This is a genomic window from Cupriavidus sp. GW822-FHT03E04 (assembly GCF_058801495.1).
In genome coordinates, this window is the sequence record NZ_JBXANI010000009.1 from 1 (window position 1) to 23,085 (window position 23,085).

At 67.6% G+C, this 23,085-nt stretch carries 19 protein-coding genes; 8 read left to right on the top strand and 11 right to left on the bottom strand.

Annotated features, from left to right (window positions below; all coding sequences use genetic code 11):
* Positions 1 to 146 precede the first annotated feature (146 nt).
* From AC1RQC_RS14005 to AC1RQC_RS14025, 5 genes are all read right to left on the bottom strand, one after another.
* Positions 147 to 1,685: an acetolactate synthase large subunit gene (locus tag AC1RQC_RS14005; RefSeq protein ID WP_492883858.1), complete on the bottom strand. Its 1,539-nt coding sequence runs from the start codon at positions 1,683 to 1,685 to the stop codon at positions 147 to 149.
* 122 nt (positions 1,686 to 1,807) lie between these two features.
* A complete protein-coding gene (locus AC1RQC_RS14010) occupies positions 1,808 to 2,617 on the bottom strand; it encodes a GntR family transcriptional regulator (RefSeq protein ID WP_492883719.1) in 810 nt (269 codons plus the stop codon).
* Positions 2,618 to 2,858: 241 nt separating this feature from the next.
* Positions 2,859 to 3,911: a DUF535 family protein gene (locus AC1RQC_RS14015; protein ID WP_492374508.1), complete on the bottom strand. Its 1,053-nt coding sequence runs from the start codon at positions 3,909 to 3,911 to the stop codon at positions 2,859 to 2,861.
* A gap of 344 nt (positions 3,912 to 4,255) precedes the next feature.
* Positions 4,256 to 5,485 carry an MFS transporter gene (locus tag AC1RQC_RS14020; protein WP_492883721.1) on the bottom strand — a complete coding sequence of 410 codons (1,230 nt, stop codon included), beginning with the start codon at positions 5,483 to 5,485 and terminating at the stop codon, positions 4,256 to 4,258.
* A gap of 119 nt (positions 5,486 to 5,604) precedes the next feature.
* Positions 5,605 to 7,086, bottom strand: coding sequence for an SLC13 family permease (locus AC1RQC_RS14025; protein ID WP_492883723.1), 1,482 nt, complete (start codon positions 7,084 to 7,086; stop codon positions 5,605 to 5,607).
* A gap of 135 nt (positions 7,087 to 7,221) precedes the next feature.
* Here AC1RQC_RS14025 and AC1RQC_RS14030 point away from each other — a divergent pair, with 135 nt between their 5' ends.
* The 4 genes from AC1RQC_RS14030 to AC1RQC_RS14045 are packed head-to-tail and all read left to right on the top strand — an operon-like array spanning position 7,222 to position 10,411.
* Positions 7,222 to 8,022: an AraC family transcriptional regulator gene (locus AC1RQC_RS14030; protein WP_492883725.1), complete on the top strand. Its 801-nt coding sequence runs from the start codon at positions 7,222 to 7,224 to the stop codon at positions 8,020 to 8,022.
* A complete protein-coding gene (locus tag AC1RQC_RS14035) occupies positions 8,019 to 9,083 on the top strand; it encodes an FUSC family protein (protein ID WP_492883727.1) in 1,065 nt (354 codons plus the stop codon). Before AC1RQC_RS14030 ends, AC1RQC_RS14035 begins: the two co-directional genes overlap by 4 nt.
* A 27-nt stretch (positions 9,084 to 9,110) precedes the next feature.
* Positions 9,111 to 9,626 (top strand): MarR family winged helix-turn-helix transcriptional regulator, encoded by a 516-nt coding sequence (locus tag AC1RQC_RS14040; RefSeq protein WP_492883729.1) that lies wholly within the window; start codon positions 9,111 to 9,113, stop codon positions 9,624 to 9,626.
* Positions 9,623 to 10,411: a DNA alkylation repair protein gene (locus tag AC1RQC_RS14045; protein WP_492883731.1), complete on the top strand. Its 789-nt coding sequence runs from the start codon at positions 9,623 to 9,625 to the stop codon at positions 10,409 to 10,411. Before AC1RQC_RS14040 ends, AC1RQC_RS14045 begins: the two co-directional genes overlap by 4 nt.
* A gap of 54 nt (positions 10,412 to 10,465) precedes the next feature.
* Here the strand turns inward: AC1RQC_RS14045 and AC1RQC_RS14050 are convergent, their stop codons facing one another.
* From AC1RQC_RS14050 to AC1RQC_RS14060, 3 genes are read right to left on the bottom strand one after another with little or no spacing between them, the layout of a single operon-like run.
* Complete coding sequence (locus tag AC1RQC_RS14050; protein WP_492883733.1) at positions 10,466 to 13,600, bottom strand: efflux RND transporter permease subunit; 3,135 nt, start codon at positions 13,598 to 13,600, stop codon at positions 10,466 to 10,468.
* 13 nt (positions 13,601 to 13,613) lie between these two features.
* Positions 13,614 to 14,825 (bottom strand): efflux RND transporter periplasmic adaptor subunit, encoded by a 1,212-nt coding sequence (locus AC1RQC_RS14055; RefSeq protein WP_492374501.1) that lies wholly within the window; start codon positions 14,823 to 14,825, stop codon positions 13,614 to 13,616.
* Positions 14,826 to 14,874: 49 nt separating this feature from the next.
* Positions 14,875 to 16,137 (bottom strand): TolC family protein, encoded by a 1,263-nt coding sequence (locus tag AC1RQC_RS14060; protein ID WP_492374510.1) that lies wholly within the window; start codon positions 16,135 to 16,137, stop codon positions 14,875 to 14,877.
* Between the two features lie 531 nt (positions 16,138 to 16,668).
* Here AC1RQC_RS14060 and AC1RQC_RS14065 point away from each other — a divergent pair.
* Positions 16,669 to 17,445, top strand: coding sequence for a sulfite exporter TauE/SafE family protein (locus AC1RQC_RS14065; RefSeq protein ID WP_492374500.1), 777 nt, complete (start codon positions 16,669 to 16,671; stop codon positions 17,443 to 17,445).
* Here AC1RQC_RS14065 and AC1RQC_RS14070 read toward each other — a convergent pair.
* The 3 genes from AC1RQC_RS14070 to AC1RQC_RS14080 all read right to left on the bottom strand — a co-directional run bounded on the left by AC1RQC_RS14070 (position 17,442) and on the right by AC1RQC_RS14080 (position 20,616).
* Positions 17,442 to 17,927 carry a GFA family protein gene (locus AC1RQC_RS14070; protein WP_492883735.1) on the bottom strand — a complete coding sequence of 162 codons (486 nt, stop codon included), beginning with the start codon at positions 17,925 to 17,927 and terminating at the stop codon, positions 17,442 to 17,444. The genes AC1RQC_RS14065 and AC1RQC_RS14070 overlap by 4 nt on opposite strands.
* A 407-nt stretch (positions 17,928 to 18,334) precedes the next feature.
* Positions 18,335 to 19,669 carry an ABC transporter permease gene (locus tag AC1RQC_RS14075; protein ID WP_492883737.1) on the bottom strand — a complete coding sequence of 445 codons (1,335 nt, stop codon included), beginning with the start codon at positions 19,667 to 19,669 and terminating at the stop codon, positions 18,335 to 18,337.
* A complete protein-coding gene (locus AC1RQC_RS14080) occupies positions 19,666 to 20,616 on the bottom strand; it encodes an ABC transporter ATP-binding protein (protein ID WP_492883739.1) in 951 nt (316 codons plus the stop codon). Before AC1RQC_RS14080 ends, AC1RQC_RS14075 begins: the two co-directional genes overlap by 4 nt.
* Before the next feature lie 200 nt (positions 20,617 to 20,816).
* On the opposite strand from AC1RQC_RS14080, the gene AC1RQC_RS14085 reads away from it, so the two are divergent.
* The 3 genes from AC1RQC_RS14085 to AC1RQC_RS14095 all read left to right on the top strand — a co-directional run bounded on the left by AC1RQC_RS14085 (position 20,817) and on the right by AC1RQC_RS14095 (position 22,953).
* Positions 20,817 to 21,005, top strand: a complete 189-nt coding sequence (locus AC1RQC_RS14085; RefSeq protein WP_492374496.1) for a hypothetical protein — start codon at positions 20,817 to 20,819, stop codon at positions 21,003 to 21,005.
* A gap of 258 nt (positions 21,006 to 21,263) precedes the next feature.
* The gene (locus AC1RQC_RS14090) at positions 21,264 to 22,136 is read left to right on the top strand and encodes a hypothetical protein (RefSeq protein WP_492374495.1); all 873 of its coding nucleotides are present in this window, start codon (positions 21,264 to 21,266) and stop codon (positions 22,134 to 22,136) included.
* A 196-nt stretch (positions 22,137 to 22,332) separates the two neighbouring features.
* Positions 22,333 to 22,953 carry an N-acetyltransferase gene (locus AC1RQC_RS14095; protein WP_492374494.1) on the top strand — a complete coding sequence of 207 codons (621 nt, stop codon included), beginning with the start codon at positions 22,333 to 22,335 and terminating at the stop codon, positions 22,951 to 22,953.
* Positions 22,954 to 23,085: the final 132 nt, after the last annotated feature.

Sequence of the window (23,085 nt, forward strand, 5' to 3'; positions counted from 1 at the left end):
ATCCGGCGCGCCTTCTTTGCCTACTTTCTTGGCAAGACAAGAAAGTAGGTCGCCGCGCCGCAGGCGTGGTGAAACTGCCTTTGACTTTAAGCTCTTGACGTTGAAGTTAAGCAGCTGCAGCTGGGACCATCAACCCACCTCCAACCTCAAATCACCAACTCAATAACAAACGGCCCCCGCCGAGCATTAGCCATACCAAACAACTCAGCAAACCGCTCCATATCCTCAGCCCGCGCAGCCTCCACCCCCATCCCATTGGCCAACTGCACCCAGTTGAGATCCGGATTGCCGATATCCAGCATATCAAGCGCAGTCTTGCCCGGATTGGCCCCAACCCCAGCCAGCTCACCCAGCAAAATCGCGTACTTGCGATTGGCCAGAATCACCACGGTAACGTCGAGCTTCTCGCGCGCCATCGTCCACAGCGATTGCAGCGTGTACATCCCCGAGCCATCGGCCTGCAACGCGACCACCCGGCGCCCCGGCGCGGCGACCGCGGCGCCAGTCGCCAGCGGCAGCCCATCGCCGATAGCGCCACCAGTCAGTTGCAGCCAGTCATGCGGCGCGGCATGCACGGTCCCCGGATAAAACGCACGCCCAAAGCTCACGCTCTCTTCCACCACGATGGCCTGCTCCGGCAGCAGTGCGGTCAGCGTTTGCGCGACCGCCTCGGAGGTTACCGCGCCCTTGGCGATCCCACGCGGCGCGACCGAAGCCGGCACCGACACCGAGGGGGCGCCAAGCTCGTCGGCAAGACGCGCCAGGGCTTCGGCCAGATCTTGTTCCGGACGTGCCAGCACATGGATCTCAGCGTCTTCCGGATATGGGCGCGGCGACTTGCCCGGATAGGCGAAGAACGTCACCGGCGGCGGCGCGCCCACCAGGATGACGTTGCGGATGCCCGCCAGCTTGTCACGCGCCACGTCGCCGGAATAGGGCACCCGATCCACGTTGAAACGGCCACGGCCGCGCGACACGCGGGCGTTGGACATCGGCGTGATCAGGCGCGCATCGGTGGCAGCGGCGATGCGGTGCGCATCGGCCAGCGGCGCCTCGCGCAGCGCGGTGCCGGCCAGCACGATCAGCGTGGGCAGGCCCGAGCGCAGCAGGCGTGCAGCTTGCTGGACGGCGTCGGGCGAGACCTTGGGCACCGGCAGCGGCGCCAGCGGCGCGCCTACCTTGCCGCCGGCATCCCAGCAGACATCCGAGGGCAGGATCAGGCTGGCGACCCCACCGGGGGCGGCGCACGCGGCCTGCACGGCCGTGGCGGCATCGGCGCCGACCGATGCGGCATCCGTGGCGGTGCGGGTCCAGACCGAGACGGGACGCGCCCAGCCTTCGGTATCGGCCGTCAGCGGTGCGTCGAACGGACGGTGATAGGTAGCCTGGTCGCCCACGATGTTGATCACCGGCGTCTGCGCGCGGCGCGCGTTATGCAGGTTGGCCAGGCCGTTGGCCAGGCCCGGGCCGCAGTGCAGCAGCGTGGCTGCCGGCTTGTCAGCCATGCGCGCGTAGCCATCGGCCGCGCCGGTCACCACGCCCTCAAACAGGCCGAGCACGCAACGCATGCCGGGAATGCGGTCGAGCGCGGCCACGAAGTGCATCTCGCTGGTGCCGGGGTTGGCAAAGCAGGTGTCCACGCCGCAAGCCAGCAGCGTCTTGACCAGGCTCTCGGCGCCGTTCATCTCGCCCCGCCCGTTGTCTCCATGGCTGGCGGGGGTTCCTGGGTTGCGATCGGTATTCGGCATCTTGTTCTTTTCCATTTGGCGCGTTGGGGGATGAGTTCGGGGATGGGTTCGGGGATAGGCTAGTCAGGACTGCGTGAGCGGCGTGCCGGCGTGGCGCCCGCGCCGTGCGCGAGCAGGTCGAAATCCAGGCAGACGAACTCGCTCGGGAATTCGATGCGCGCGTAATAGACGATCACGCCGTCTACGCACGCATAGCGCCGCAACTCGGCCACCGGCGCGCCAACGGGCAAGGCCAGCCGGGCGGCCGATTCCGCGCCCGCCGCAATGATCGACAGGCGCTGCCTGGCAGCGGTGACCTTCAGCTGGGGGAAACGGTCGAGCACCGGCACCGAAGCCCCGTGGCGGAACGCTTCCGGCTCCCGGGCAAACACGCTGGCCTCGATAAAGACCTCGCCCAGCGCGAACGGGCGCTGCTCGATCGTGTGCAGACGGCGCAGGAAGTGATAGCCCGGCGCGCGCGCGGCGGCGCAAGGCATGCCCAGTTCGTCCGGCAAGGTGACGGTGCCGTCGGACTCGGACAGCGCCTCGGTGTCGAGCTGCTCGCCGACGGCCACCACCTGGTCCCAGCTCACCGGCAGCCTCATGGCGCGGCGCTCGCGGCAGCTTGCCTTGACGAACGTGCCGCGCCCGCGCTCGCGGGTCAGCAGGCCTTCTTCGTCAAGCAGGGAGAGCGCGTGATGCATGGTCATGCGCGCCACGCCGAACTCGCGGCAAAGCTGCTCGAGCGACGGAATGCGCTCGCCTTGGCGCCACTCGCCACTCTCGATATGGCGGCGGAAGATCGTGGCGAGCTGGAGGTAGACCGGCTGGCGGCTGCGGGACAAGAGGTCGCTGGAAGCGGGCAAGGCGGTGAAAGCTGGATTCGACATCGATGGCGGAAGCAACGCAGCAACTGCGAAAGCCGGGGGCGCCAGCGTGTTATCGCCGGCTGGAAGTGGCTTACGGAAGTGGCTTACAGAAGTGGCTTACAGAAGTGGCCTACTTTAATAAGGTCTATAAACCTAGACTACTAGGGTTTACTGCAGCCCCGTCACTGGCGCAAAAAAAAAAGCGCAGGCCGAAGCCCGCGCTTTTCTTTGTGTGTCCGTCGCGGCTTGTCGCCGCCCTGCCTCACGCTGCAAGCGGCTCCGCGCTGCCCGGCGCAATGACCTGCGTCAGGGTGGGCGCCGGGGTGGTTGCCTGCGGCACGGCGGGCGCCGCGAACCAGCCGTGCACGGCCGCGTGGATGGCCTCTACCTGGGCCAGCTTGCGCCGGTACGCGGAGCGCTTCTTGGACGGCAGCGCCATCACATCGCGGCGCGGCTGGTTGACCGGCACCTCGACATTGCCGCAAGGCATTGGCTGGCCCGCGGACTCCATCCAGAAGCCCTCGTAGTCGCAGCGGATCTCGCGCGGGGTATGGCGTTGGCGGCCCACGTGATTTTTCTTGCTGACGCCTACGATGCGTTGCACCCCAAGTAAGGCGGCAAAGCCGAGCAGCGCTTCCATGACCGCGTCCTTGGGACGCAGGCCTTCGCATGCCTTGGTGGCTTCGCGGATCAGGTCGCGGCTGCTCTCGCCCATGGGGCCTTGCAGGCCCCCGACGAAGATCTCCGTGCCGCCCTTGCGTTGCGCCAAGTAGAAGCTGAGCTGGCTCAGGCACACGCCGCTGGCCGTGTCCAGCCAATAAAAGGCCAGTTCGCCTTCCTTGGGATTCGGCCCCGAATCCGCCAGGCGCAGCCTATAGCGGCCATCGCCCGTCGCCCATTCGAGCCCGCCGCCCACGTAGACGCGTTCGCTCAGCGCCAGCGGCACCAGCGTGCTCATCGCACGGTAGTGATCCAGCACCGTACGCATGCGCTCGCGAAAGCTCAGCCCAAATGCGCCAAGCGGGCGATACGGGCGTTCGAGCAGCGAAGGCTTGGCCATGGCCACGCACCGCATCAGCGCGCAGGAGTCGACCGCCTGCAACCAGCTGCGCACCGCGGCAAAGCGGAATGCGGACCGGCAGATCAGCTTGAAACGCTTGAAAACCCACTTCTTGCCGCCCGGCGGGTGGCAAAACGCCGACAACGCAGTGAGCGCCGCCAGATAGCGAAAATAGAAAAAAGGCCCGAGATCGTGAAAAAATCCCCTGGCATTCAGCCCCGACAGCCATTGAAGGCTCGAGATTGGTCCTTGCACCACTTGACGCTCCCCTGTTCCCAATGCAGCAAAGCCGGTATCCGGTCTTGTGGTGCTGCGCTTACGATTCAAAATCGCCGCGCCCGCCACGACGGCGACGGGGCAGGCGGCCAGGCGTAGCCTGGATCACGGGGCAAGGCTGGCAGCGTGGGGGGCCACCGGGCCAAGTGTTTCAGCCCCGTAATATTTCGTAACGAATAGTAATACGTCCGGTTGACAGGAAATGCAGTCATTTCCCTTGGACCGAAAAAAAATTTCGGCGGGGCGCCCGGGAACATCGATAGATCAGGTCGCTGCCTGGATCAAGCGCGCAGGACGCGCGCCTTGGCCCCGGCGATCCGGGATCAGCGCGGCGGCGCGCTTGCGAGTCGTGGCTCCGTCGCGAAGTACAGGCCCGCCATGGCCGGCAGGCCGAAGCCGATCCAGCTGGTGAGCGTCCAGCCGCCTTGGGCAAAGGCCCATGCCCCGACGGCCGATGCCACGGCGCCGCCGGTGAAGAAAATCGCCATGAAGAGCCCGTTCAGGCGGCTGCGATAGGCAGCGCCCAGCGCAAAGATGGCGCGCTGGCCGACGACCAGGCTGGCCGCCACGCCAAAATCCAGCACGATGGCGGCAATCGTCAGCGCCGCCAGGGCCAAGGGCGAGCCGGGCATGCCAGCCTGGCCCAGCACAAAGGCGCCGGCCGCGAGCAACATGGCGAGCAGGGTCATGCCCCGGCCACGGCCGCGATCGGCCTGGCGCCCTGCGATGGGCGCGGCCACCGCTCCCGCCACGCCAGCCAGCGCGAACAGGGCGATGCCCTTCTGGCTCAGGCCGAACTCGGGGCCGGCGAGCCACAGGGGCACGGTAGTCCAGAACAGGCTGAACGCCCCAAACATGCATGCCTGGTAGACCGCACGCCGGCGCAGTACGGGCTGCGAGCGCAGCAACTGCCACATGGACACCAGCAACACGCCATATCGCACCGCGGGCGCCGGGCGGCGATCCGGGAGCAGCCGCATGAGCACAGCGGCGAGCAAGGCCATGCCCACGGCCGAGCCCGCGAAGATGGCATGCCAGCCCCACAGGTCGGTGACCAGGCTGGCGGCCGGGCGGGCCAGCATGATGCCCAGCATCAGGCCACTCATGACATTGCCGACGACACGGCCGCGCGCGTGCTCAGGCGCCAGGTGCGCGGCAAACGGCACCAGGACCTGCGCCGCCACGGAGCTCAGCCCGATGCAGACGGCCGCCAGCAGAAACACCCCGGCATGGCCGGCCAGCGCCGCGCCGGCCAGTGCCAGGGCGCTCGCGGCCAGCAGGCTGCAGATCAGCCGGCGGTTCTCGATGATGTCGCCCAGCGGCACGATCAGCAGCAGGCCCGCGCCGTAACCGGCCTGGATCAGGGTCACGATCAGGCCCGCCGCCTGCGGCGACAGCCCCAGCGCGTGGCCGATCGGGCCGATCAACGGCTGCGCGTAATACAGGTTGGCCACGATCAGGCCGCAGGCGGTGGCCAGCAGCAGGGTCATCCAGCTTGCGCCGCCCACGGGGCCGGCTTGCGCTTGCGGCGCGCAGTGCGCTCTTGTCGTCATGGTTGCCTTCTACAGTGGAGCTCGGCTTACCCGCATGCCAGCCCACCCGGGGCTGGGGTTAACCAGAAGTCGAAGGCCGAGATCATGCCTCAGTTAGCGCAAGCTTGCTGACAGCGCGCTCAAGGCAGGTAGCCCAGCAAACGCCACCAGAAGTAATCCAGCGGCAGCAGCACCAGCAAGGTCAGCGCGGCCAGCGCCAGGCACATGCGGGTTCCGTCGCGCAGCCCCACGCCACCGAGCTGCATGGCGATCACGATGGGTGGCGACTGGTAAGGGAAGAACACCGTGGAGAACACGGGAACCTGCAGCATCAGCACGGCTTCCAGCGACAAACCCGTGGCCTGCGCCAGCTGTTTGGCCAGCGGCGTCAGCACGGCCGGCAGTCCGGGCAGCGTCGTCATGAGCCCCAGGCTCGCCCCGACCGCGCCAAGCGCGGCCACATTGGCGGCGGTGTGCCCCGGCGAAAGGGGCAGCCAGCGCAGCAGTGCCGTGGTGATGGCGGTCCCCAGCCCGGTGGATTCCACCACGGCGCCCAGGCCGAGAAAGCCGGCCACATAGATCAGGGGCGTGAGGTGCACCTGCTCGGCCAGCATGCGCGAGGAAACCAGGCCCACGCCCGGCAGCAGGCAGACGATGCATGCCGCCAGCGAGATCCAGGCCGGCGAGATGCCGTGCAGCGCGTCGGTGGCAAAACCGGCCACGGCCAGCACCAGGATCACCGCCAGCAACTTCTCCTGCCGGCTCGGCGCGCTCGCTTGCTCGCGCGGGAGTGCCGCGATCGGCCCGCGCTCGGGGAACAGCCGGCATACCAGCCAGACCAGCGTCACGGTCTTGAGCAGGCCGAGGATGGGGAAATGCAGCAGGAGATAGCTGCCATAGCTCAGGTTGACGCCGTACAGGGAGCTAGCCGCGCCGAGCAACACGCTGTTGGGGATATTGGCTGGCAGGATGGTGGTGGGCGGCATGTAGCTGGCGGCGGCCACCGTCAGCACCATGCCGATGCGGCCGTTGGAGCCCGGCGCGAAACCTAGCCGGTCGGCCAGCGCCAGCACGATCGGCATCAGCAGCAGCACGCGCCCGGTGGTCGACGGCATCAGGAACGCCAGCCCCACGGCGCTCACCGCCACGGTGCCGATCACCTGGCGGTAGCTGCCCACCCGGCCACGGAAGATGATGGCCGCCAGGCGCTGCGCCAGCCCGGTCTGGCGCAAGGCCACGCCGGTTACCGCGCCGCCGAACATGAGCCACCACGCGGTAGAGGCAAAGCCCGAGAACACCACGGGGGCCGGCGCCACGTGCAGCACGACGGCGCACAGGAAGAACAGCAACGTCGTAGCCGGCTCGGGCAGCACGCCCAGCGCCCAGCAGCACACGGTGGACGCCACCAGCGCCCCCGCCAGCACCAGGCCGCCGGGTGCGCCGGTGGCGCGCCCCACCAGCCATACCGCCGCCACGCACAGGGCGATGACGATGGCGGCACGCGCGCTGTCCGACAGCTTGCCCGCGGGCGCGGGGCCTGCGGCGGGTGGCGCCTTGGAAGCGGCGGGATTGCCGGGAAGGCTGGCCGGGGGCGGCAAGCCGGGCTGACTGGTATTGCTCATGCGAGGGAACTCCGTGGTGCCATGCGATGAGCGCCATCGTAGGACGCGCCAATCTGGCCGGGTTACACTTCTCGGGCAATTTCTTACGAATGCCAGCCACACCCAAAAACCTGCGCCAAAGCCGCGCCGAGCCAGATGCCACGCACCACCTACCAGCCCGTCCCGCTGACCCAGCCCACCGCCGAGCAACCGGTCATCGTGCATCTGCGCCTGCCGCCGCCCAACGCCATCATTCGCCGCCACCGGCATGCTTGGGGGCAGATCTCGTGCCCCCTGCGCGGCAGCATGCGGGTGACCGCGGCAGGCACCACCTGGGTGGTGCCGACCATGCGCGCGGTGTGGATTCCGCCGGATGTGGAACACGAGGTGGTCACGCTGGGCGACGCAGCGCTGCACGCCTGCTATGTGCTGCCGCAAGCGGCACCGCTGTCGCTCACCGCCTGCGCGGTCGTGGAAGTGTCGGCGTTGATGCGCAACCTGATGGTGGCGCTGACCGACGCCGCCAGCCTGTCCGCGCCACGGCGCCAGCTAAGCGCGGCCCTGCTGCTCGAGGAGTTGCGCACCGCGCCCACGCTTTGGCCTGGGCTGGCCTTGCCCACCGACCGCCGCCTTAAAGCGTTGTGCAACGCCTTGATGGAGCAGCCAGGGTCGGCGCTGAGCCTGGCGCAATGGGCCGAGCTGACGGGCGCCAGTGAGCGCACCCTGGCGCGGCTGTTCCGCACCGAGCTGCGCACCAGCTTTGCCGCCTGGCGCCAGCAATTGCGGCTGGCGCACGCCGTGGACCTGATGAGCCGCGGCAAGCCGCTCGCGCACGTGGCGGCCGAAACCGGCTATGCCAATGCCGGCGCCTTCTCCACCATGTTCCGGCGCGCGCTGGGACAGGCGCCGCGCGATTTTCTGGCGGCGGAGTCCCGCAATCACGGGAGGGGACATTGAGCGCAAAGACCCATCTTGCCAAAGCCATCCACTGGCCCGCCGGCGCGCAGGTGCATCCTCGCGAGATGCTCGCGGCAGCCCTGGGCATGGGCATGCCGCTGCTGCTTGCCGGCGCCACGGGGCAGATCGCACTTGGCCAGGCCGCCGCGCTAGGCAGCCTGGCGATCGGCGCCGGGGCGGTCGCCGGTTCGGGCATCGACGCGCGCGACCCATCCCGCATCGGGCCGCTGGCGGCCCTGCTTGCACCGGTTGCGGCTGCCGTGGCCATCGCGGCAGCCCTGGCGGGCCACGGCGCCCTGACCGATGTCATCGTCCTCTTGCTGGCCGGTGCGGCGGCCTGCATCGGCGGCTACAGCCGCCCGCTCGCGATCGCGGCCACGCGCTTCATCCTGTTCCTGATCATTGCCACAGGTGCGGCAAGCGCTGCGCCGCATCGGGCAGCCTTTCTCCTGCTCACGCTGGCCGGCGCGCTCTGGACCTGCCTGCTGTGCCTGTGCCTCGCGCCGAGGGCCCGAGCGCTGCCGCAACCCGGCGCGCCCTTGCCGTTGCCCACCACGGCGCAGCGCCTGCGGCGATGGCGGCGCACGCTGTCGCAGCGGGCCGGATGGCAGTACACGCTGCGGCTGGTGCTCGGCCTGGGCTGCGCCTGTAGCCTGCGCTGGCTGCTCCCGGGCCATCACTTCGAATGGATCACGCTGACCGTGGCGATCCTGCTGCAGCGGCAGCCAGAGGGCTTCGCCGTCAAGGCCACGCAGCGGGTGGCCGGCACCCTCGTCGGCGTGCTTGGCGCGAGCTTGCTGCTGGGCCACCAGCTCCCGTACTGGCTGGTGGCATTCAACGCAGGATGGCTGGCCGGCACCCGGCCACTGCTGCGCCTGCGCAACTACCTGGCCTACTCGGCGATCATGACCCCGCTGATGGTGATGATCATGGGCGCCAGCCGGCCGGCCGACGGCGGCATGCTGATGGACCGCGCGGCGGCGACGGTGATCGGGGCCGTCATCGTGTTGCTGGTCGACGGGATTGCCTTGAAGGCAGCTGGCGGCGCGCTTGCCAACTAGTTAGGCGGCATATAATATGGCGCCACTATGCAAGCACTCGAACAGAAGTACCTCGCCCTGCTCAACGAAGCCGAACGACGCCAGCTGCCCGACCTGGACAGCATCCAGCTGTGCTTCCGGGCACTGTCGCTGGCGTCCGCAATCGACCGCGACTGCGGTGCGCTGCTGGCTCCGCATGGCCTGTCCGAAGGCCGTTTCGTGCTGTTGTTCCTGCTGAACGCGGCCAAGGACGGGCTGGCGCCCAATACGCTCGCGGAGCAAGCCGGCGTCACGCGCGCCACCATCACCGGCCTGCTGGACGGGCTGGAGCGCGAGGCGCTGATCGAGCGCCATGCCGACACCACAGACCGGCGTGCCCTGACCATCCGGCTCACCCGCAAGGGCAAGCAGGTCGCCAAAAAGGTGTTTGACGAGCATGGCCGCTGGATCGCAAGCCTGTTCCGTGACTTATCCGCACAGGAGCGCGCCTTGCTCGACGGCCTGCTAAGCAAGGTTTCCGCGGGCATGGCCAAGCGCAATGGCGTGCCGGGGGATTCGGCATGAACCAGTCAGCGGCCCAGCCGGCAACACGCAAAGGCGCGAGCCGGGCGGCGGACATTCCCGCCGACATCCTCGCCGCGCTGGAGCGTGGCGAGCTGCAAAGCGCCACGCTCACCGAATGCCTGGCGTTGAACCAAGTCACGCTGCTGCGCGCCGTGTTTCCCAAACTCCCGCCAGCCGCCATGCAGCAAGCCGAAGCCGCCAGCCAGCTTGGCATCCTCAAGCGCATGGCCAGCATCGGCGCCATCCTCATCGAGCATCTTGGCGCCGCGGGCATCGCACGTTGCCAGGCGCATCCATCGGATACCGTGCGCGGCTGGGCCTGCTTCACGGTCGGCATGCGGCCGGGCCTGGACCTGAGCCAGCGCCTCGCGGCCATCCGGGCGCTGGCCGACGACCCGCATTTCGGCGTGCGCGAATGGGCCTGGATGGCAGTGCGGCCGCATCTCGCGGCGGACCTGGACACCTGCATCGCGCTGCTTGCCGCCTGGACGGCGTCGCCATCCGAGCGGCTGCGCCGCTTTGCCACCGAGGCACTGCGCCCGCGTGGAGTATGGTGCGCGCATATCGCCGCGCTGAAGAAGCAGCCCGCGCAAGCCCTGCCGCTGCTGGACGCGCTGAAGGCCGACCCCTCGGCCTATGTGCAGGACTCGGTGGCCAACTGGCTCAACGATGCGGCCAAGGACAGTCCCGACTGGGTGCGCAGCCTGTGCGAACGCTGGCAGCGAGGCGACCCGCCCGCCGCCACCCGCCGCATCTGCGCCCGTGCGCTGCGCAACCTCCGATGAAAAAAAGCCCGCCACCAAGGTGACGGGCTTTCGAGGCAGGCGACTACGGGAAGATCAGGCCGGCAGCGAATCCGACAAGCGGTTCTCCTTGCCATTGCCGTTGCCGTTGCCGTTCTCTTCGTCCGGCCAGTTGCGGCCGACCATCCACTCATACAGCGTGGGCAGCACGATCAGCGTGAGCATGGTGGCGGTGATCAGGCCGCCGATGATAACGATGGCCAGCGGACGCTGCGTCTCCGAGCCGATGGCGCGCGAGATGGCCATCGGGAACAGGCCCAGCATGGCCAGCAGCGCGGTCATCAGCACCGTGCGCAGGCGGTCCATCGAGCCGGTCAGCACGGCCTGGCGCACCGGCATGCCTTCGTCGCGCAGCTGGTTGAAGTAGGTCACCATCACCACGCCGTTGAGCACGGCCTGGCCGAACAGCGCGATAAAGCCGATCGCAGCCGACACCGACAGCGGAATGCCGGTGATGAACAGCGCGAACACGCCGCCGATCAGCGCGAACGGAATGTTCGAGATGATCAGGGTCGCGCTCTTGAACGACTTGAAGGCATTGAACAGCAGCAGGAAGATCACCAGCACCGACAGCGGCACCACGATCGACAGCCGCGCCATGGCGCGCTCCTGGTTCTCGAACTCGCCCGACCAGCTGATCTTGACGTCATCGGCCTTGACGTTCTTGGCGACCAGTTCCTGCATGTCCTTCACCACGCTGCCCATGTCGCGGTCATGGATGAAGATGCCGATGGACGTGGTGCGCTGGCCGTTCTCGCGGCTGATGTTCATCGCGCCGGAAGCCGCGCGGAAGTGCACCAGTTGCGACAGCGGCACCTGCGCGCCGTCCGCCGTTTGCAGGAAGATATTCGGCAGGTTTGGCAGCTGGCGCTCGTTAGGCTTGAGGCGCACCGCCACGCTGAAGTGCTTCTCGCCCTCCCACAGCTCGGTGGCTGCCTTGCCGGCAAGCGCGGTCTCCATCAGGTCCTGCACGTCTCCCACGTTGATGCCGTAGCGGGCGGCCTGGGCGCGGTCGAAGTCCAGCACGTACTGCGGCAGCTCGCCGTCGCGGTCGATAAAGGCGCGCATCACGCCCTGTACCGATTGCACGTTGGCGAGGATCTGGTCGGCCACGCGCTTGTTCTGCTGCAAGCTGTCGCTCTGCACCTTGATCACGATCTGGCCCTTGATCTGGGAGATGCTCTCAAGAATGTTGTCGCGCACCGGCTGCGAGAAATTCGGCTCGATGCCGGGTAGCTGGCGCAGGTTGGCGTTGATCTCGTTGATGATCTTGCGCTTGTCGTAGCCCGCGCGCCATTGCTTGTCGTTCTTCAGGTCGACCAGGATTTCGACGGTGTTGATCAGCTTTGGATCGGTGCCGTCGTCCGGGCGGCCCACCTTGGAGATGGTGGTATTGACCTCGGGCGTCTTGCGAATCACGCCACGCAGGCGGCGGGCCTGGTCGCGCGCTTCGTCGATGGACACCGACGCCGGCAGGTCGAAGCTGACCCACATCGAGCCTTCATCCAGCTCCGGCAGGAACTCGCTGCCGAGGAATTTGCCCACGCCAACCGTTGCCACCAGCAGGCCAACGGCGATGCCCACCACGGTGCGCTTGTGGTCCAGCGCCCAGGCCAGCATCGGCTCGTAGAGGCGCTTGCTATGGCGCACCATGAAGTTGTCTTCATGCGCGATGTTCTTGGTCAGCAGCAGGTGGCACAGCAGCGGCACCAGCGTCAGCGAGATGATCAGCGAGCCGACCAGCGCACCCGTCACGGTGTAGGCCATGGGCGCGAAGATCTTGCCCTCGTGGCGCTGCAGCGTAAAGATCGGGATGTGCGCGGCGATGATGATGATCATCGAGAACACGGTCGGGCGGCCCACTTCGGTGGTGGCCTGCAGGATGGCGTGCATGCGCGCGCGGCTGTCCTTGATCTGGGCTTCCTTCAGCTCGCCCAGCCGCTTGAAGATGTTCTCCACCACGATCACCGCGCCGTCCACGATGATGCCGAAGTCCATCGCGCCCAGCGACAGCAGGTTGGCGGGAATGCCCACCCAGGTCAGGCCGATGAACGTGGACAGCAGCGCCAGCGGAATCACGATTGCCACGATGGCCGCGGCCCGCACATTGGCCAGGAACAGGTACAGTACGGCCATCACCAGCAGCGCGCCCTCGACCAGGTTGCCGAACACCGTGTGCAGGGTCTTGTCGATCAGCGTGGAGCGGTCGTAGTAGGGCACGATCTTCACGCCCTTGGGCAGGATCGAGTTGTCCAGCAGGTCGATCCTCTTCTTGAGCGCTTCGAGCACCAGCGAGGGGTTCTCGCCCTTGCGCATCACCACGATGCCCGAGACGATATCGTCCTCGTCGTCCTGGCCCATCAGGCCCTGGGGCGGCGCGGAACCGGTCCTGATCTCGGCGATGTCCTTGACCAGGATTGGCGTGCCATTGACTTCCGACACCACCACATCGGCGATATCGGCCGAGGTACGGAAGCTGCCCAGCGAGCGCAGCAGGAATTGCTGGCGCCCGTTGGCCACGGCGCCGCCGCCGGCGTTGGAGTTGGCGCGTTGCAGGGCGGTAAAGAGTTGCGAGAGCGAGATCTTGGCGTCGCGCATCTTCGCCAGGTTGGGGTTCACCTCGTACTGCTTGATGGTGCCGCCAATGGTGACAAGGTCGGCCACGCCCGGGACCTGGCGCAGGTTCTTCTCCACCACCCAGTCCTGCAGCGTGCGCAGTTCCTGCGCGCTGTAGCCCTTGCCGGTCAGGCGAAAGCGGAAGATCTCGCCGATGGCGGTGGACAGCGGCGCCAGCTCCGGCTGCACGCCGTCGGGCAGGTCCACCCCGCGCAGGCGCTCGATCACCTGCTGGCGGGCCACCACGTCGGTGGCCTTGTCATTGAAGGTGACCATCAGGAAGGACAGGCCGAACTGGGTGTGCGAGAACACCCGCACGGAGTTCGGCGTGCCGGCCAGCGCGGTTTCGATCGGGATCGTGACCTGGCGCTCGACTTCCTCGGCGGCGCGGCCCGGGTACAGCGTAATGACGTTGACCTGGATGTCGGAGACATCCGGGAAGGCTTCGATCGGCAGGTTCTTGAAGGCCGCAAGGCCACCCCCGATGAAGATGGCAAGGCCGAGCCAGACGAACAGCTTCTGGTGCAGGGCAAAATGGACGATGCGCGAAATCATGTGGCGGTCTTCCTCACTGCTTCGCGCTGGCGCTGCTGGCTTCGCTGGCGCGCGCCGCGTTGACCGCGGTGGCGTCTCGCAGGATGTCCTGCAGGTACAGGTTGCCGTCGGTCACCACCACGTCGCCATCCTTGAGCCCTTCGACCGCCTCGGTCATGCCGGGCAACGACACGCCCAGCTTGATCTGCTTGCGCTCAAAGCGGTTCTGGGCCGTGCGCACAAACACAAAGTGGTGGTTCTCGGCCAGGAACACCGCCTTGGACGGCACCGCGATCCCCTGGAAGGAGGCGGCCTGCAGCTTGGCGGTGACGAACATCTCGGCCTTCAGGCGACGGTCCGGGTTGGGCACCGACAAGCGCACCTTGATGCTGCGCGCCGCAGGATCCACGTAATCGGCCACCTTGACCACCTTGCCGGCGAAGGTCTCGCCGGGATAGGCGGCCGACACCAGTTGCACGGTCACGCCGGGCTTGAACAGGGCGATATCGGCCTCGGCCGCGTCGACCTGCGCCCACAGTTCGCCGGGATCGGTCACCAGGAACAGCGGCGCGGTGGGCGGCTGGTCGGGGCGCAGTTCCATGCCGTTATTGATATTGCGCTCCACCACCAGGCCATCGATCGGCGTACGCAAGGCAAAGCGGTTGCTCGCGCCCTCGCCCTGCGCGCCGGCGCCGTACTGGCGCAAGGCAGCCTGGGTGCGCTGCAGGTCGGCATTGGCCCGGGCGGCATCGGCCTGGGTCTGCTCCAGGTCCTTTTGCGCCACGACGCCAGCACCGTACAACTCGCGCTGGCGGGCCAGCGCCTTGCCGGCATAGGCGGCGTCGGCCGCGGCCTTGCGGGCGTCGGCCTGGGCCACGCCGAAATCGGTCGAGGTCAGCATGGCCAGCGCCTGCCCCGCCTTGACGTTGGTCCCCGGCTGCACCAACACCTCGGTCACGCGCCCGGCAAACGGCGTCGTCACGCGCACGGTACGGTCTTCATTCCAGACCAGGCGGCCTGGCAGGCTCAGCATGCGCTCGCCGCCGCTCTTGACGGTCTCGCCCACGATGCCAGGCAGCGTCCTGACCGTGGCCGGAAACTCAACGGTGTTACCGCTGACCTTGGGTTCGTCGCTGGGGGGCGGGGCTTCCTTCTTGCCGCAGGCGGCGAGCGCCAGCGCGACCAGCGAAAACGCGACCAGCCGGGCGGCGACGCCATGGCGGGCCGCGGCACGTACGGGGGACATCGAAGCAGGCTTAGCAGTCATCGGGACGGACATCGGAGCAGACACGGAATTAAGGACGCGGTACATCGGGGCGAGCCTGGGAATTGGGTGAGGACTGCAGGGCGGCGCGGTAAGCCGACAGGGATTTGGCGAAATCGCCTTGCGCGTTGACAGCGTCCAGGCGCGTCTGGCGCAAGGCCCGGCGCGCATCGAGCAGGTCCAGCACGCTGCTGGCGCCCTTGGCATAGGCAAACTCGGCGCTGCCGGCGACGCTCTCGGCGGTCGGCACCACGCCTTCGACCATCTGCTTGAGCGACAGGCGCGCGGCTTCAAGCTGGTTGCGCGAGCGCTCCAGCTCGTTCTGCGCCTCGAGCAGCACGCGGTTGCGATCATCCAGCGCGGCGTAGTAATCCACCTCGGCGCGGCGGGCTTCGCCGCCAAAGCTGTGGCGCACGTAGAGCGGGATCGACACGAACACGCCGAAGCTGTTGCCGCTGCCGGTCTGGTTGGCGGCCGAGACAGGGTAGTGCTCCGCCTGCGCGCCCACGGTGACATCCGGAACGCGCCCCGCGCGGGCCAGGTCGCGCGCGCTGGCGGCCGCAGCCAGGCGGGCTTGCGCCGCCGCCACGTCCGCGCGGCGCTGCACGGTGTCGGCGTCGGGCTGGGGCACCGGCACGTCCAGGGCGGGCCAGTCGGGCGTCAGGCGATTGTCGGCCAGCGTGCCGGGCACGCCGATGGCTTGCGCCAGCGCGGCCTTGTCGCTGGCATGGTCGGCCATGGCGCTGCGCAGGTCGGCTTGCGCGCGCAGCACATCGAGCTGCAGCTTGGCCACATCGGCGCGCGACACATCGCCAGCCTTCAGGCGAGCCTCGTTGGCCTGCTGGGTGCGACCGTAGAGCGCCAGCGTCTCGTTGAGCACGGCAACCCGCTCCTGACTCACGAGTGCCTCATAGAACGCCTGGTCCACCAGGCTCGCCTGCTGGGTAATCACCGCCTGCAGCACTTCGCCGGCGGCGCGGCTGGAGGCTTGCGCGGTATCCACCCGCAAGCCTGCCTTGTTGGCGGTCTCGATCACCTGGTCCACACGCAGGGTGGAATCCACCGTCTTGCTGCGCGGGCCGCCCGAGTTGAAGCCGGCATGCGGGTTGATATTGGCCACGCCCAGGCTGAGCACGGGGTTGGGCCGTTGCGACGCAATCTGGATATCGGCCTGGCTGGCCTCCACATTGCGCCGCGCCGCGATGATGTCACGGTTGCAGCGCACGGCATCGACGCGCACCTGGGCGAGGGTCAGGGTAGCCTTGGACGGCGGCGCCACACAGGGGCCATCCATCGGCAAGGGTGCGCTTTGCGGCACATTCGAGCCGGCCGCGGCAGCGCCCGCAACGGCGCCGAGAAGGCTTAGCAGCAGGAAACGAGGAATGGAAAAAGACACGATCAATCTGGCTCGGTTCGACTTAAGTGTGCGGTAAACGACCATACCCGCCCATCGGTGCACCGAGTTAGCGAATATTCACGCATCTCCGTGGAACCCGACGTGTTCTTGCCGGTATCCGGCAACGGCGAACGATCTCCCGAGCGCATTCAAACCGAACTGCATTACAAACGCCTTTCACACTGCCAACAAATGTGGGAAATACCCCTCGAACACCCCAGTTTCGAGGGAAAACCCTGACAAATACGCTGCTTTCATGACAAAACGAAGTGGCCAGCAGGCGGGTCGCCAAAGCCGCGTATCATTACGCGCTTCGCGCCTTTTGCCCCCTCCGGAACGCCGGCCCGGGGCGTTATCACTCACCTCGCAGTGCACGTTGTTGCCACGCCATCGCCACGCTGTTGCCGTTAGAGCCGCCTCCCGTATTCCATGCTTGACCATTCCCTGCTGCCGTCCTTGCTGTCCGCCCTGTTGATCTTTGGCCTGGGCAGCGCGCTGGGCGCCGTGGGCGGGCTGTTCGGCATCGGCGGCGGGCTGATTGCCATTCCCGCGCTGGGCCTGCTCTATGGCATGGACCAGCAACTGGCGCAGGGCACCGCGCTGGTGATGATTGCGCCCAATGTGCTGATCGGCTTCTGGCAATACCGCCGGCGCGCCGACATCGCGCTGCGCACGGCGGTCGTGCTCGGGCTGTCAGCGGTGCTGGCGACTTATGCCTCGGCACGCCTCGCCACCGCCATCGACGCCGTGTTGCTGCGCCGCATCTTTGCCTGCTTCATGATCGGCCTGGCGCTCTATTTCCTCTGGCGGCTGCTGCCAGGGCGCGCCGCCACGGCGCAGCAGGCGCGCCTGTCATCGCGCTGGATTCCGGCGCTGGGCGTGGTCGGCGGCGCGTTCTCGGGCTTTTTCAGCGTAGGCGGCGGCGTGGTGGCGGCGCCGGCCTTGGTCGGGCTGTTCGGGTTCCGGCAGGCGGCGGCGCAAGGCCTGGCGCTGGCGCTGGTCACGCCCGGCGCGGTGGTGGCGCTGGCCACCTATGCCCATGCCGGCCATGTCGACTGGGCCAGCGGCATCCCGCTGTCACTCGGCGGCATGCTGACCATCTCGTGGGGCGTGGCGCTCGCCCACCGCATGCCGGAGCGGCGGCTGCGCGCCGCGTTTGCCCTGTGCCTGATCGCCACCGCGGGGATCATGCTGGCGCGCGGCTAACCTTGCAGGCCGCGGCGCCTGTGCCACTCGGCAAGCGACTCGGAGGGCCAGGTGCCGCAGTGCACATGGCCCCGCCCCTTGGGCACATCAACCCAGAGCGCGGCGAAATCCAGCGCGGCCTCCACCACCTCCGGCGGCTTGGGCAGCGGCGTATCGATCGCGGACGCCTGCGGATGCACCAACTCCGGCCAGCGCGGATCCCAGAGCCATAACGCGCTGCCGCATTTCAGGCAGAAATGCCGCTCCGCCGGCGAGCGGCCCGCGCGCTTGCCCGGCTCCCGCATCACCGCGTGATAGATGCCGACATGCCTTTTGCCGCGAACCTTCAGCGTGGCGGCGTCACCGCCGAGGTTGATGGCATAGCCACCGCCGCCTGCCGTCTTGCGGCAGATCGAGCAGTAGCAATGCATGAACGGATAAGGCGAGCCGGACTCCAGGCTGAAGCTGACCGCGCCGCAATGGCAGGAACCTTCGAGATGCATGGGATCTCCCTTGAGGACGGGACTCTAGTGTCCCGTTCCGCTGATTCGTTCGCAAAGTCTGTTGTGCTTGGAGAAGGAATTGTAGGTCGGCGTAAAGTGCATATGCCAGCGCGGACGGGCCGTGCGGGGTTGGGTATGTATGCACGTGTGCGATTTGTGTTGCTTGTAGCCCGCTGACGCGGGGGGCTCTCGTGGGCGGGATTTTCATGCTTCTAGCTGCTGGCGCGGCTGTGCGGTGTTGGCCGTTTTGGAACGTGTGAGATGTCACTTCTCTTTACTCGTAAAGAAAAGTAACACCTCCATGTGCGTAAACGGCCAACCCCGTACAGCCGCGCCAGCAGCTAGCAGCATAAAAACCCCACATCAAAACGCACCCCCCGCGTCAGCGCAGCCATCGTTGGCGCCTGTTATGCGCTAGCCGCTGGCTCCTCCCAATCAAAACGCCAGATCGCCAGCAGCGCGAACAGCGCGGCAAAGGCGAGCAACACACCGATCGGCGCCAGCGCGGCCTGCAGCGGCAGCCCGCGCCAGGTCATCGCGTCCAGCCCGTCCACGGCCCAGCGCGTGGGCAACGCCAGCGACACCGATTGCAGCCAGGACGGGAACAGGAAGGCCGGCACCCAGGCGCCGCCCAGCATCACCATCAGCAAGGTGGCGAAGATCGCCAGCCCGCGCGTGGCCGCCGGCGTGCGCCCGAGCGCTGCCACCAGCAGGCCGAAGCTGGCCGTGGTCAGGGCAAATGCCATCACCACCCCGGCAAAGCCGGCCACGCTGCCGTCGATGCGCACACCAAAGAACGCAATGGCGGCGCTGAAGATCAACGCCATCAGGATCACGGCCGTGAGCGCGCCGCTGACGATGCGGCTGCCCAGCAGCGCAGCACGCGACACCGGCGCGGCACGCAGGCGCTGCCACAGGCCAAGGCGGCGCATCAGCAGCAGCCCCACGCCAAACTCGATGCCCATGAAGAGGATGAACTGCACGCCCATGCCGGCGAAGGCATGCGCGTAGCTGTTGTAGGGACGGCCGCCCTGCGCGCTGGCCGGCTGCTCGCGCGCCTCGAACGGCAGCCCCATCCGCATGCTGGGCATGGCTGCCGCATCCGGCCCACTCGCGGCGCGCGCCGCCTGCGCCCGCTGCACGCGCTCGATGCTATCGGCCATCGCCAGCACATCCTGGCGGTACGCGGCCGGGAGATCCGGATTCGCTGCCATTGCGCCACGCAGCGCGCCGAGCGGCCGGGCCGCATCCGGCCCGCCGCCCATGGCTGCCTGCGATACGCTTTCCATCACGTGCTGGGTCAGCACGCCACGCACCACTGCCAGCGCAAGCGCCTGCGAGGGGTCGTAGCGCAACGTCAGCACCGGCTTTGGCCGCGCGCCGAACAGCGCGCGCGGCGCCGCCTCGCCGAAGCCTCCCGGCAAGGTCACAGCCACCTGCACCTTGCCTTGCCGCACCGCATCGTCGGCGGCCTGGGCCGGCAGCTCGCGCAACTGCAATGCGGGATCCTGCCGCAGCGCCGCGACGATCTTCTGCGACAAGGGACTGTCATCGAGGTCGCTGAGCGCCACCGGGATGCGCGATGGCTTCTGCGTGGCGGGGTTGAACAGGTAGCCGAAGAACGCCGCGATGGCAATCGGCGCGGCCACGCCCATGACGAGCGCCCTGCGATCCGAGAAATACAGCCGCAAGTCCGCGCGAACCAGTGCGAACAAGGCACGCAGTGCATTCAACGCGCTCATGCTCCGTCCCTCAGTTGCCGCCCGGTCAGGGCCAGGAACACATCCTCCAGCGTGGCCCGGCCCGACGCCAGGTGATGCACCGCGTGGCCATGGGCAGCCAGCCAGGCCATCACCGCGGGCACGGCGCGCGCGAGATCGTCTACGCCAATGGTCAGCACGTCTGCGCTTTGCTGCGCGTGACGAACGTGGTGCGCGGCGCAGTCATGCGCCAGTTGCGCGGCATCGACCACGCCGTCGACCGTGACCTGCAGCGTCTCGGCCACCGGCAACCGGCCGTAGAGCCCGGCCAGCGTACCGCTGGCCACCACCTGCCCGTGGTCCATGATCACGATGCGGTCGCACAGGCGCTCGGCCTCTTCCATGTAGTGCGTGGTGTAGAGCAGCGCCTTGCCGCGCTCGCGCAGCGCTTCGAGGCTGTCGAAGATGGCGTTGCGGCTTTGCGGGTCGACCCCGGTGGTGGGTTCGTCGAAGATCAGGATGTCGGGATCGTGGACCAGCGCGCAGGCAATGTTCAGGCGGCGCTTCATGCCGCCGCTGAAATGCGCAGGCTTGTCCCGCGCGCGCGCGCACAAACCCACCAGCGCAAGTGCCTGGGCCGTGCGCTCACGCAGCAAGGCACCCGACAAGCCATAGAGCGCGCCGAACAATTCCAGGTTGGCGCGCGCCGGCAGTTCCTCGTAGAGCGACAGCTCCTGGGGCACCAGCCCGATGCGGCGCTTGAGCAGGCCCACCGCGCGCGCGTCGGCATCCTGCAGCGCGCTGCCACCGATAAGGACGCGCCCGGCATCGGGGGCCACCAGGCCGCACAGCATCGCTACCGTGGTGCTCTTGCCGGCCCCGTTGGGCCCCAGCAGGCCCGTGATCTCGCCGCCAGCGACGGTGAAGGCAACGTCCTTCACCACCGCCCGCGTGCCATACGATTTGCCCAGGCCGATGGCTTCGAGCATGTGGCGCCCCCTCTCGTGAAGACACACGATTCTAGCCGAGGTGCCCGGCCAGGATGCCCCCCCTCGCGTCCGCCCGCGAGGGGGCTGGCTGGACAATCCCTGCCCGATATGGCATAAGGGTATGTGCTGCCTTAAAAAACGGCAGCATTAAAAAACGGCAGCACGCTTGCCAGGATTTTCCACCTTTCATTCGAGACCCCATGCTCCTCGCCTCGCACCGCAACGCAGTCCGCCGCCATGCCATGCATGCGGTGGCAACGCGTGCGTGCGCGGCCAAGGGCGGCGTGCGCTCGCTCCGCGCCACAACGGCCGCGGTCAACACCTATGGTTTCGCCGCCGTGCTTTTCCAGGCCGTGCGGGGAAACCAGGACACACCAGCCAGGTCCTGACTTTCCCCGCACGGCACTTTGCCTGAGGGCGCGCATCGCGCCCCTTGTCCAATGTGCAACCTGGGAGAAAAGCCATGTCTTCGTCTTCGATCTATCACAAGACCCTCTGTGCGATCGGCACCGTCGCCGTCGTCTACTTTCTCATCAATCTCTGATTGAGCACGGGGCCACGGCTTAGCCGTCGCCCCGTCATGGCCCTGCACGCCTTTTTCCTGCCGCGGCGCGTTCGCGGCATTCACTTCGCACGCCTTCATCGCCATGGAGCTCACCAAGAATTTTGTCAAAGCCAAGCGCCCCTGCGCCGATGGCTACCGCTGGTTCGTCCGCAATCGCCAGGGCGGCAGCGACTACCAGCACCTGCTCGACGCCCTCGTCGATGACGGCCGCGTTGACGACGCCTGCTGGCTGCTCACACAGTTCGGCCCCACCGATGCCGTACTCGCCGTGGACAGCATCGACGCCGATGCCGTGGTCTTTGCCGGCTCGCTGGTGGTGCGCGGCTGCATCGACGTCGGGACCACGCTGCGCGCCGGGGGCAGCATCCAGGCCGGCGGCGGCATACGCGCGGGCCGGGCCATCGTGGCCGGTGACAGTCTCGCGGCGGCCGGCGGCATCCATAGTGGCGGCGTGCTCGAAGCGGGCGGCGATATCAAGGCCGCATGGGGCATCGACGTGCAGGACGCGATCACCGGCGGCGGCAACCTCAAGGCCGGCTGGGATGTGCTGTGCGGCGGCAAGATCGCGCTCGCCGGCAGCGCGGTGGCCGGGCAGGACCTGATCGGGCAAGCGGCCATTCACTGCGGCAAGAGCATCCGCGCCGGCGGTGTCATCGATGCGCGCCACACCGTGCGCGCCGGCCACGGCATCGAGTGCGGCGCTTCCATTCGCTGCGGCATGCATCTGGAGGCCGGCTGGGGCATCAAGGCGCTCGAGGCCATCGTTGCCGAATGCGCCATCAAGGCGGGCGAAGGCTTGCAGGCGGGCGACGAGATCCGCGCGGGCATTGGCTATGGCGTGTACGCCGGCCTGGATGTCAGGGTCGATGCGTGGCCGGCTTGCGCGAAGGTGCTGGCGGTGCGCAAGCCCGAAGGCCTGGTGAGCGGGTGGTGGGAGGAACCTGCCATGTGCTGATATGCCACCGCACGCCTTGCCCTTGTTCCTTCACCGTTCTCGCGTTCTCATCATTCTCACCCTTCACTTGGGAGATAAGCAATGTTCTACAAAGTCTTGCTGGTCCTGGCCTTCTTCATGGTCGTGGTGTTTGCCCTGGCACGGGGCTTCCAGCACATGCCGGTCTAACCGCCGCGCCTCCAGGAGAAAGAACGACATGTCCATCATGGCGCCGGCCATGGCGCTTCCGTGGTTTGCGCGCAGGCTAGAGCTGCGCATCGATGTCAGCCACCGCCCCGCCGAGCTCGACCAGGAGTTCGGTTCCATCTACGGCCGCCTGCACCGGCCGGGCGACCGCCTCCACGGCATCCCGGCAATCGCCACCGACGCGCCGGAGCTGGTGATCCGCTACCGCGAGGCGGATGGCGAGTACTACGTCTATGTGGAGGACGTGGCGCGCAAGCGCCTGGCGGGCTACACGGTCTTCAACCGCTTGATCGAGGTGGGGCGGCGCGCCGACCTCTACCTGCGCGCGCCGCACTCCAAGTACGAGACGACCTACCAGCGCCGCGGGCTGGCCACTGCGATCTACCGCTGGGGCCTGGACGCCGGCCTGTGCCTGATAACGGGCGCGCGGCAGTCCGCCGGCGCCAATGCCTTGTGGCACTCGCTGTCGAAGGACCATGTGCTGGGTTATGTGGACCTGCGCTACAAGACGCTGACCTATCTCGGGCAGGAAGTCAGCCGCGAAGTGCATGACGACCTGCACACGCGCATGATCCTGCTGGGCAAAGGCTGGAGCATCGAGCGGCTGGCAGCCGTCACCGGTATGCTGTAGAGCCGCGCTGGCGCCGCTTGTCGGGTTGATGAAAACCGGAATCGCCCGGGCTAATTGTTTCGCGCCGAAACAACTAGCCCGGGCGAATCGCTGATTTTTACGAAGTCGCATCTCAAGTTACAAATATGTTGC

Excerpts from the sequence above, each read along its gene's own strand:
- AC1RQC_RS14005 (WP_492883858.1), bottom strand. The coding sequence starts at position 1,685 with ATGAACGGCGCCGAGAGCCTGGTCAAGACGCTGCTGGCTTGCGGCGTG.
- AC1RQC_RS14010 (WP_492883719.1), bottom strand. The coding sequence starts at position 2,617 with ATGTCGAATCCAGCTTTCACCGCCTTGCCCGCTTCCAGCGACCTCTTG.
- AC1RQC_RS14020 (WP_492883721.1), bottom strand. The coding sequence starts at position 5,485 with ATGACGACAAGAGCGCACTGCGCGCCGCAAGCGCAAGCCGGCCCCGTG.
- AC1RQC_RS14025 (WP_492883723.1), bottom strand. The coding sequence starts at position 7,086 with ATGAGCAATACCAGTCAGCCCGGCTTGCCGCCCCCGGCCAGCCTTCCC.
- AC1RQC_RS14030 (WP_492883725.1), top strand. The coding sequence starts at position 7,222 with ATGCCACGCACCACCTACCAGCCCGTCCCGCTGACCCAGCCCACCGCC.
- AC1RQC_RS14040 (WP_492883729.1), top strand. The coding sequence starts at position 9,111 with ATGCAAGCACTCGAACAGAAGTACCTCGCCCTGCTCAACGAAGCCGAA.
- AC1RQC_RS14045 (WP_492883731.1), top strand. The coding sequence starts at position 9,623 with ATGAACCAGTCAGCGGCCCAGCCGGCAACACGCAAAGGCGCGAGCCGG.
- AC1RQC_RS14050 (WP_492883733.1), bottom strand. The coding sequence starts at position 13,600 with ATGATTTCGCGCATCGTCCATTTTGCCCTGCACCAGAAGCTGTTCGTC.
- AC1RQC_RS14055 (WP_492374501.1), bottom strand. The coding sequence starts at position 14,825 with ATGTCCCCCGTACGTGCCGCGGCCCGCCATGGCGTCGCCGCCCGGCTG.
- AC1RQC_RS14060 (WP_492374510.1), bottom strand. The coding sequence starts at position 16,137 with ATGGATGGCCCCTGTGTGGCGCCGCCGTCCAAGGCTACCCTGACCCTC.
- AC1RQC_RS14065 (WP_492374500.1), top strand. The coding sequence starts at position 16,669 with ATGCTTGACCATTCCCTGCTGCCGTCCTTGCTGTCCGCCCTGTTGATC.
- AC1RQC_RS14070 (WP_492883735.1), bottom strand. The coding sequence starts at position 17,927 with ATGCATCTCGAAGGTTCCTGCCATTGCGGCGCGGTCAGCTTCAGCCTG.
- AC1RQC_RS14075 (WP_492883737.1), bottom strand. The coding sequence starts at position 19,669 with ATGAGCGCGTTGAATGCACTGCGTGCCTTGTTCGCACTGGTTCGCGCG.
- AC1RQC_RS14080 (WP_492883739.1), bottom strand. The coding sequence starts at position 20,616 with ATGCTCGAAGCCATCGGCCTGGGCAAATCGTATGGCACGCGGGCGGTG.
- AC1RQC_RS14085 (WP_492374496.1), top strand. The coding sequence starts at position 20,817 with ATGCTCCTCGCCTCGCACCGCAACGCAGTCCGCCGCCATGCCATGCAT.
- AC1RQC_RS14090 (WP_492374495.1), top strand. The coding sequence starts at position 21,264 with ATGGAGCTCACCAAGAATTTTGTCAAAGCCAAGCGCCCCTGCGCCGAT.
- AC1RQC_RS14095 (WP_492374494.1), top strand. The coding sequence starts at position 22,333 with ATGTCCATCATGGCGCCGGCCATGGCGCTTCCGTGGTTTGCGCGCAGG.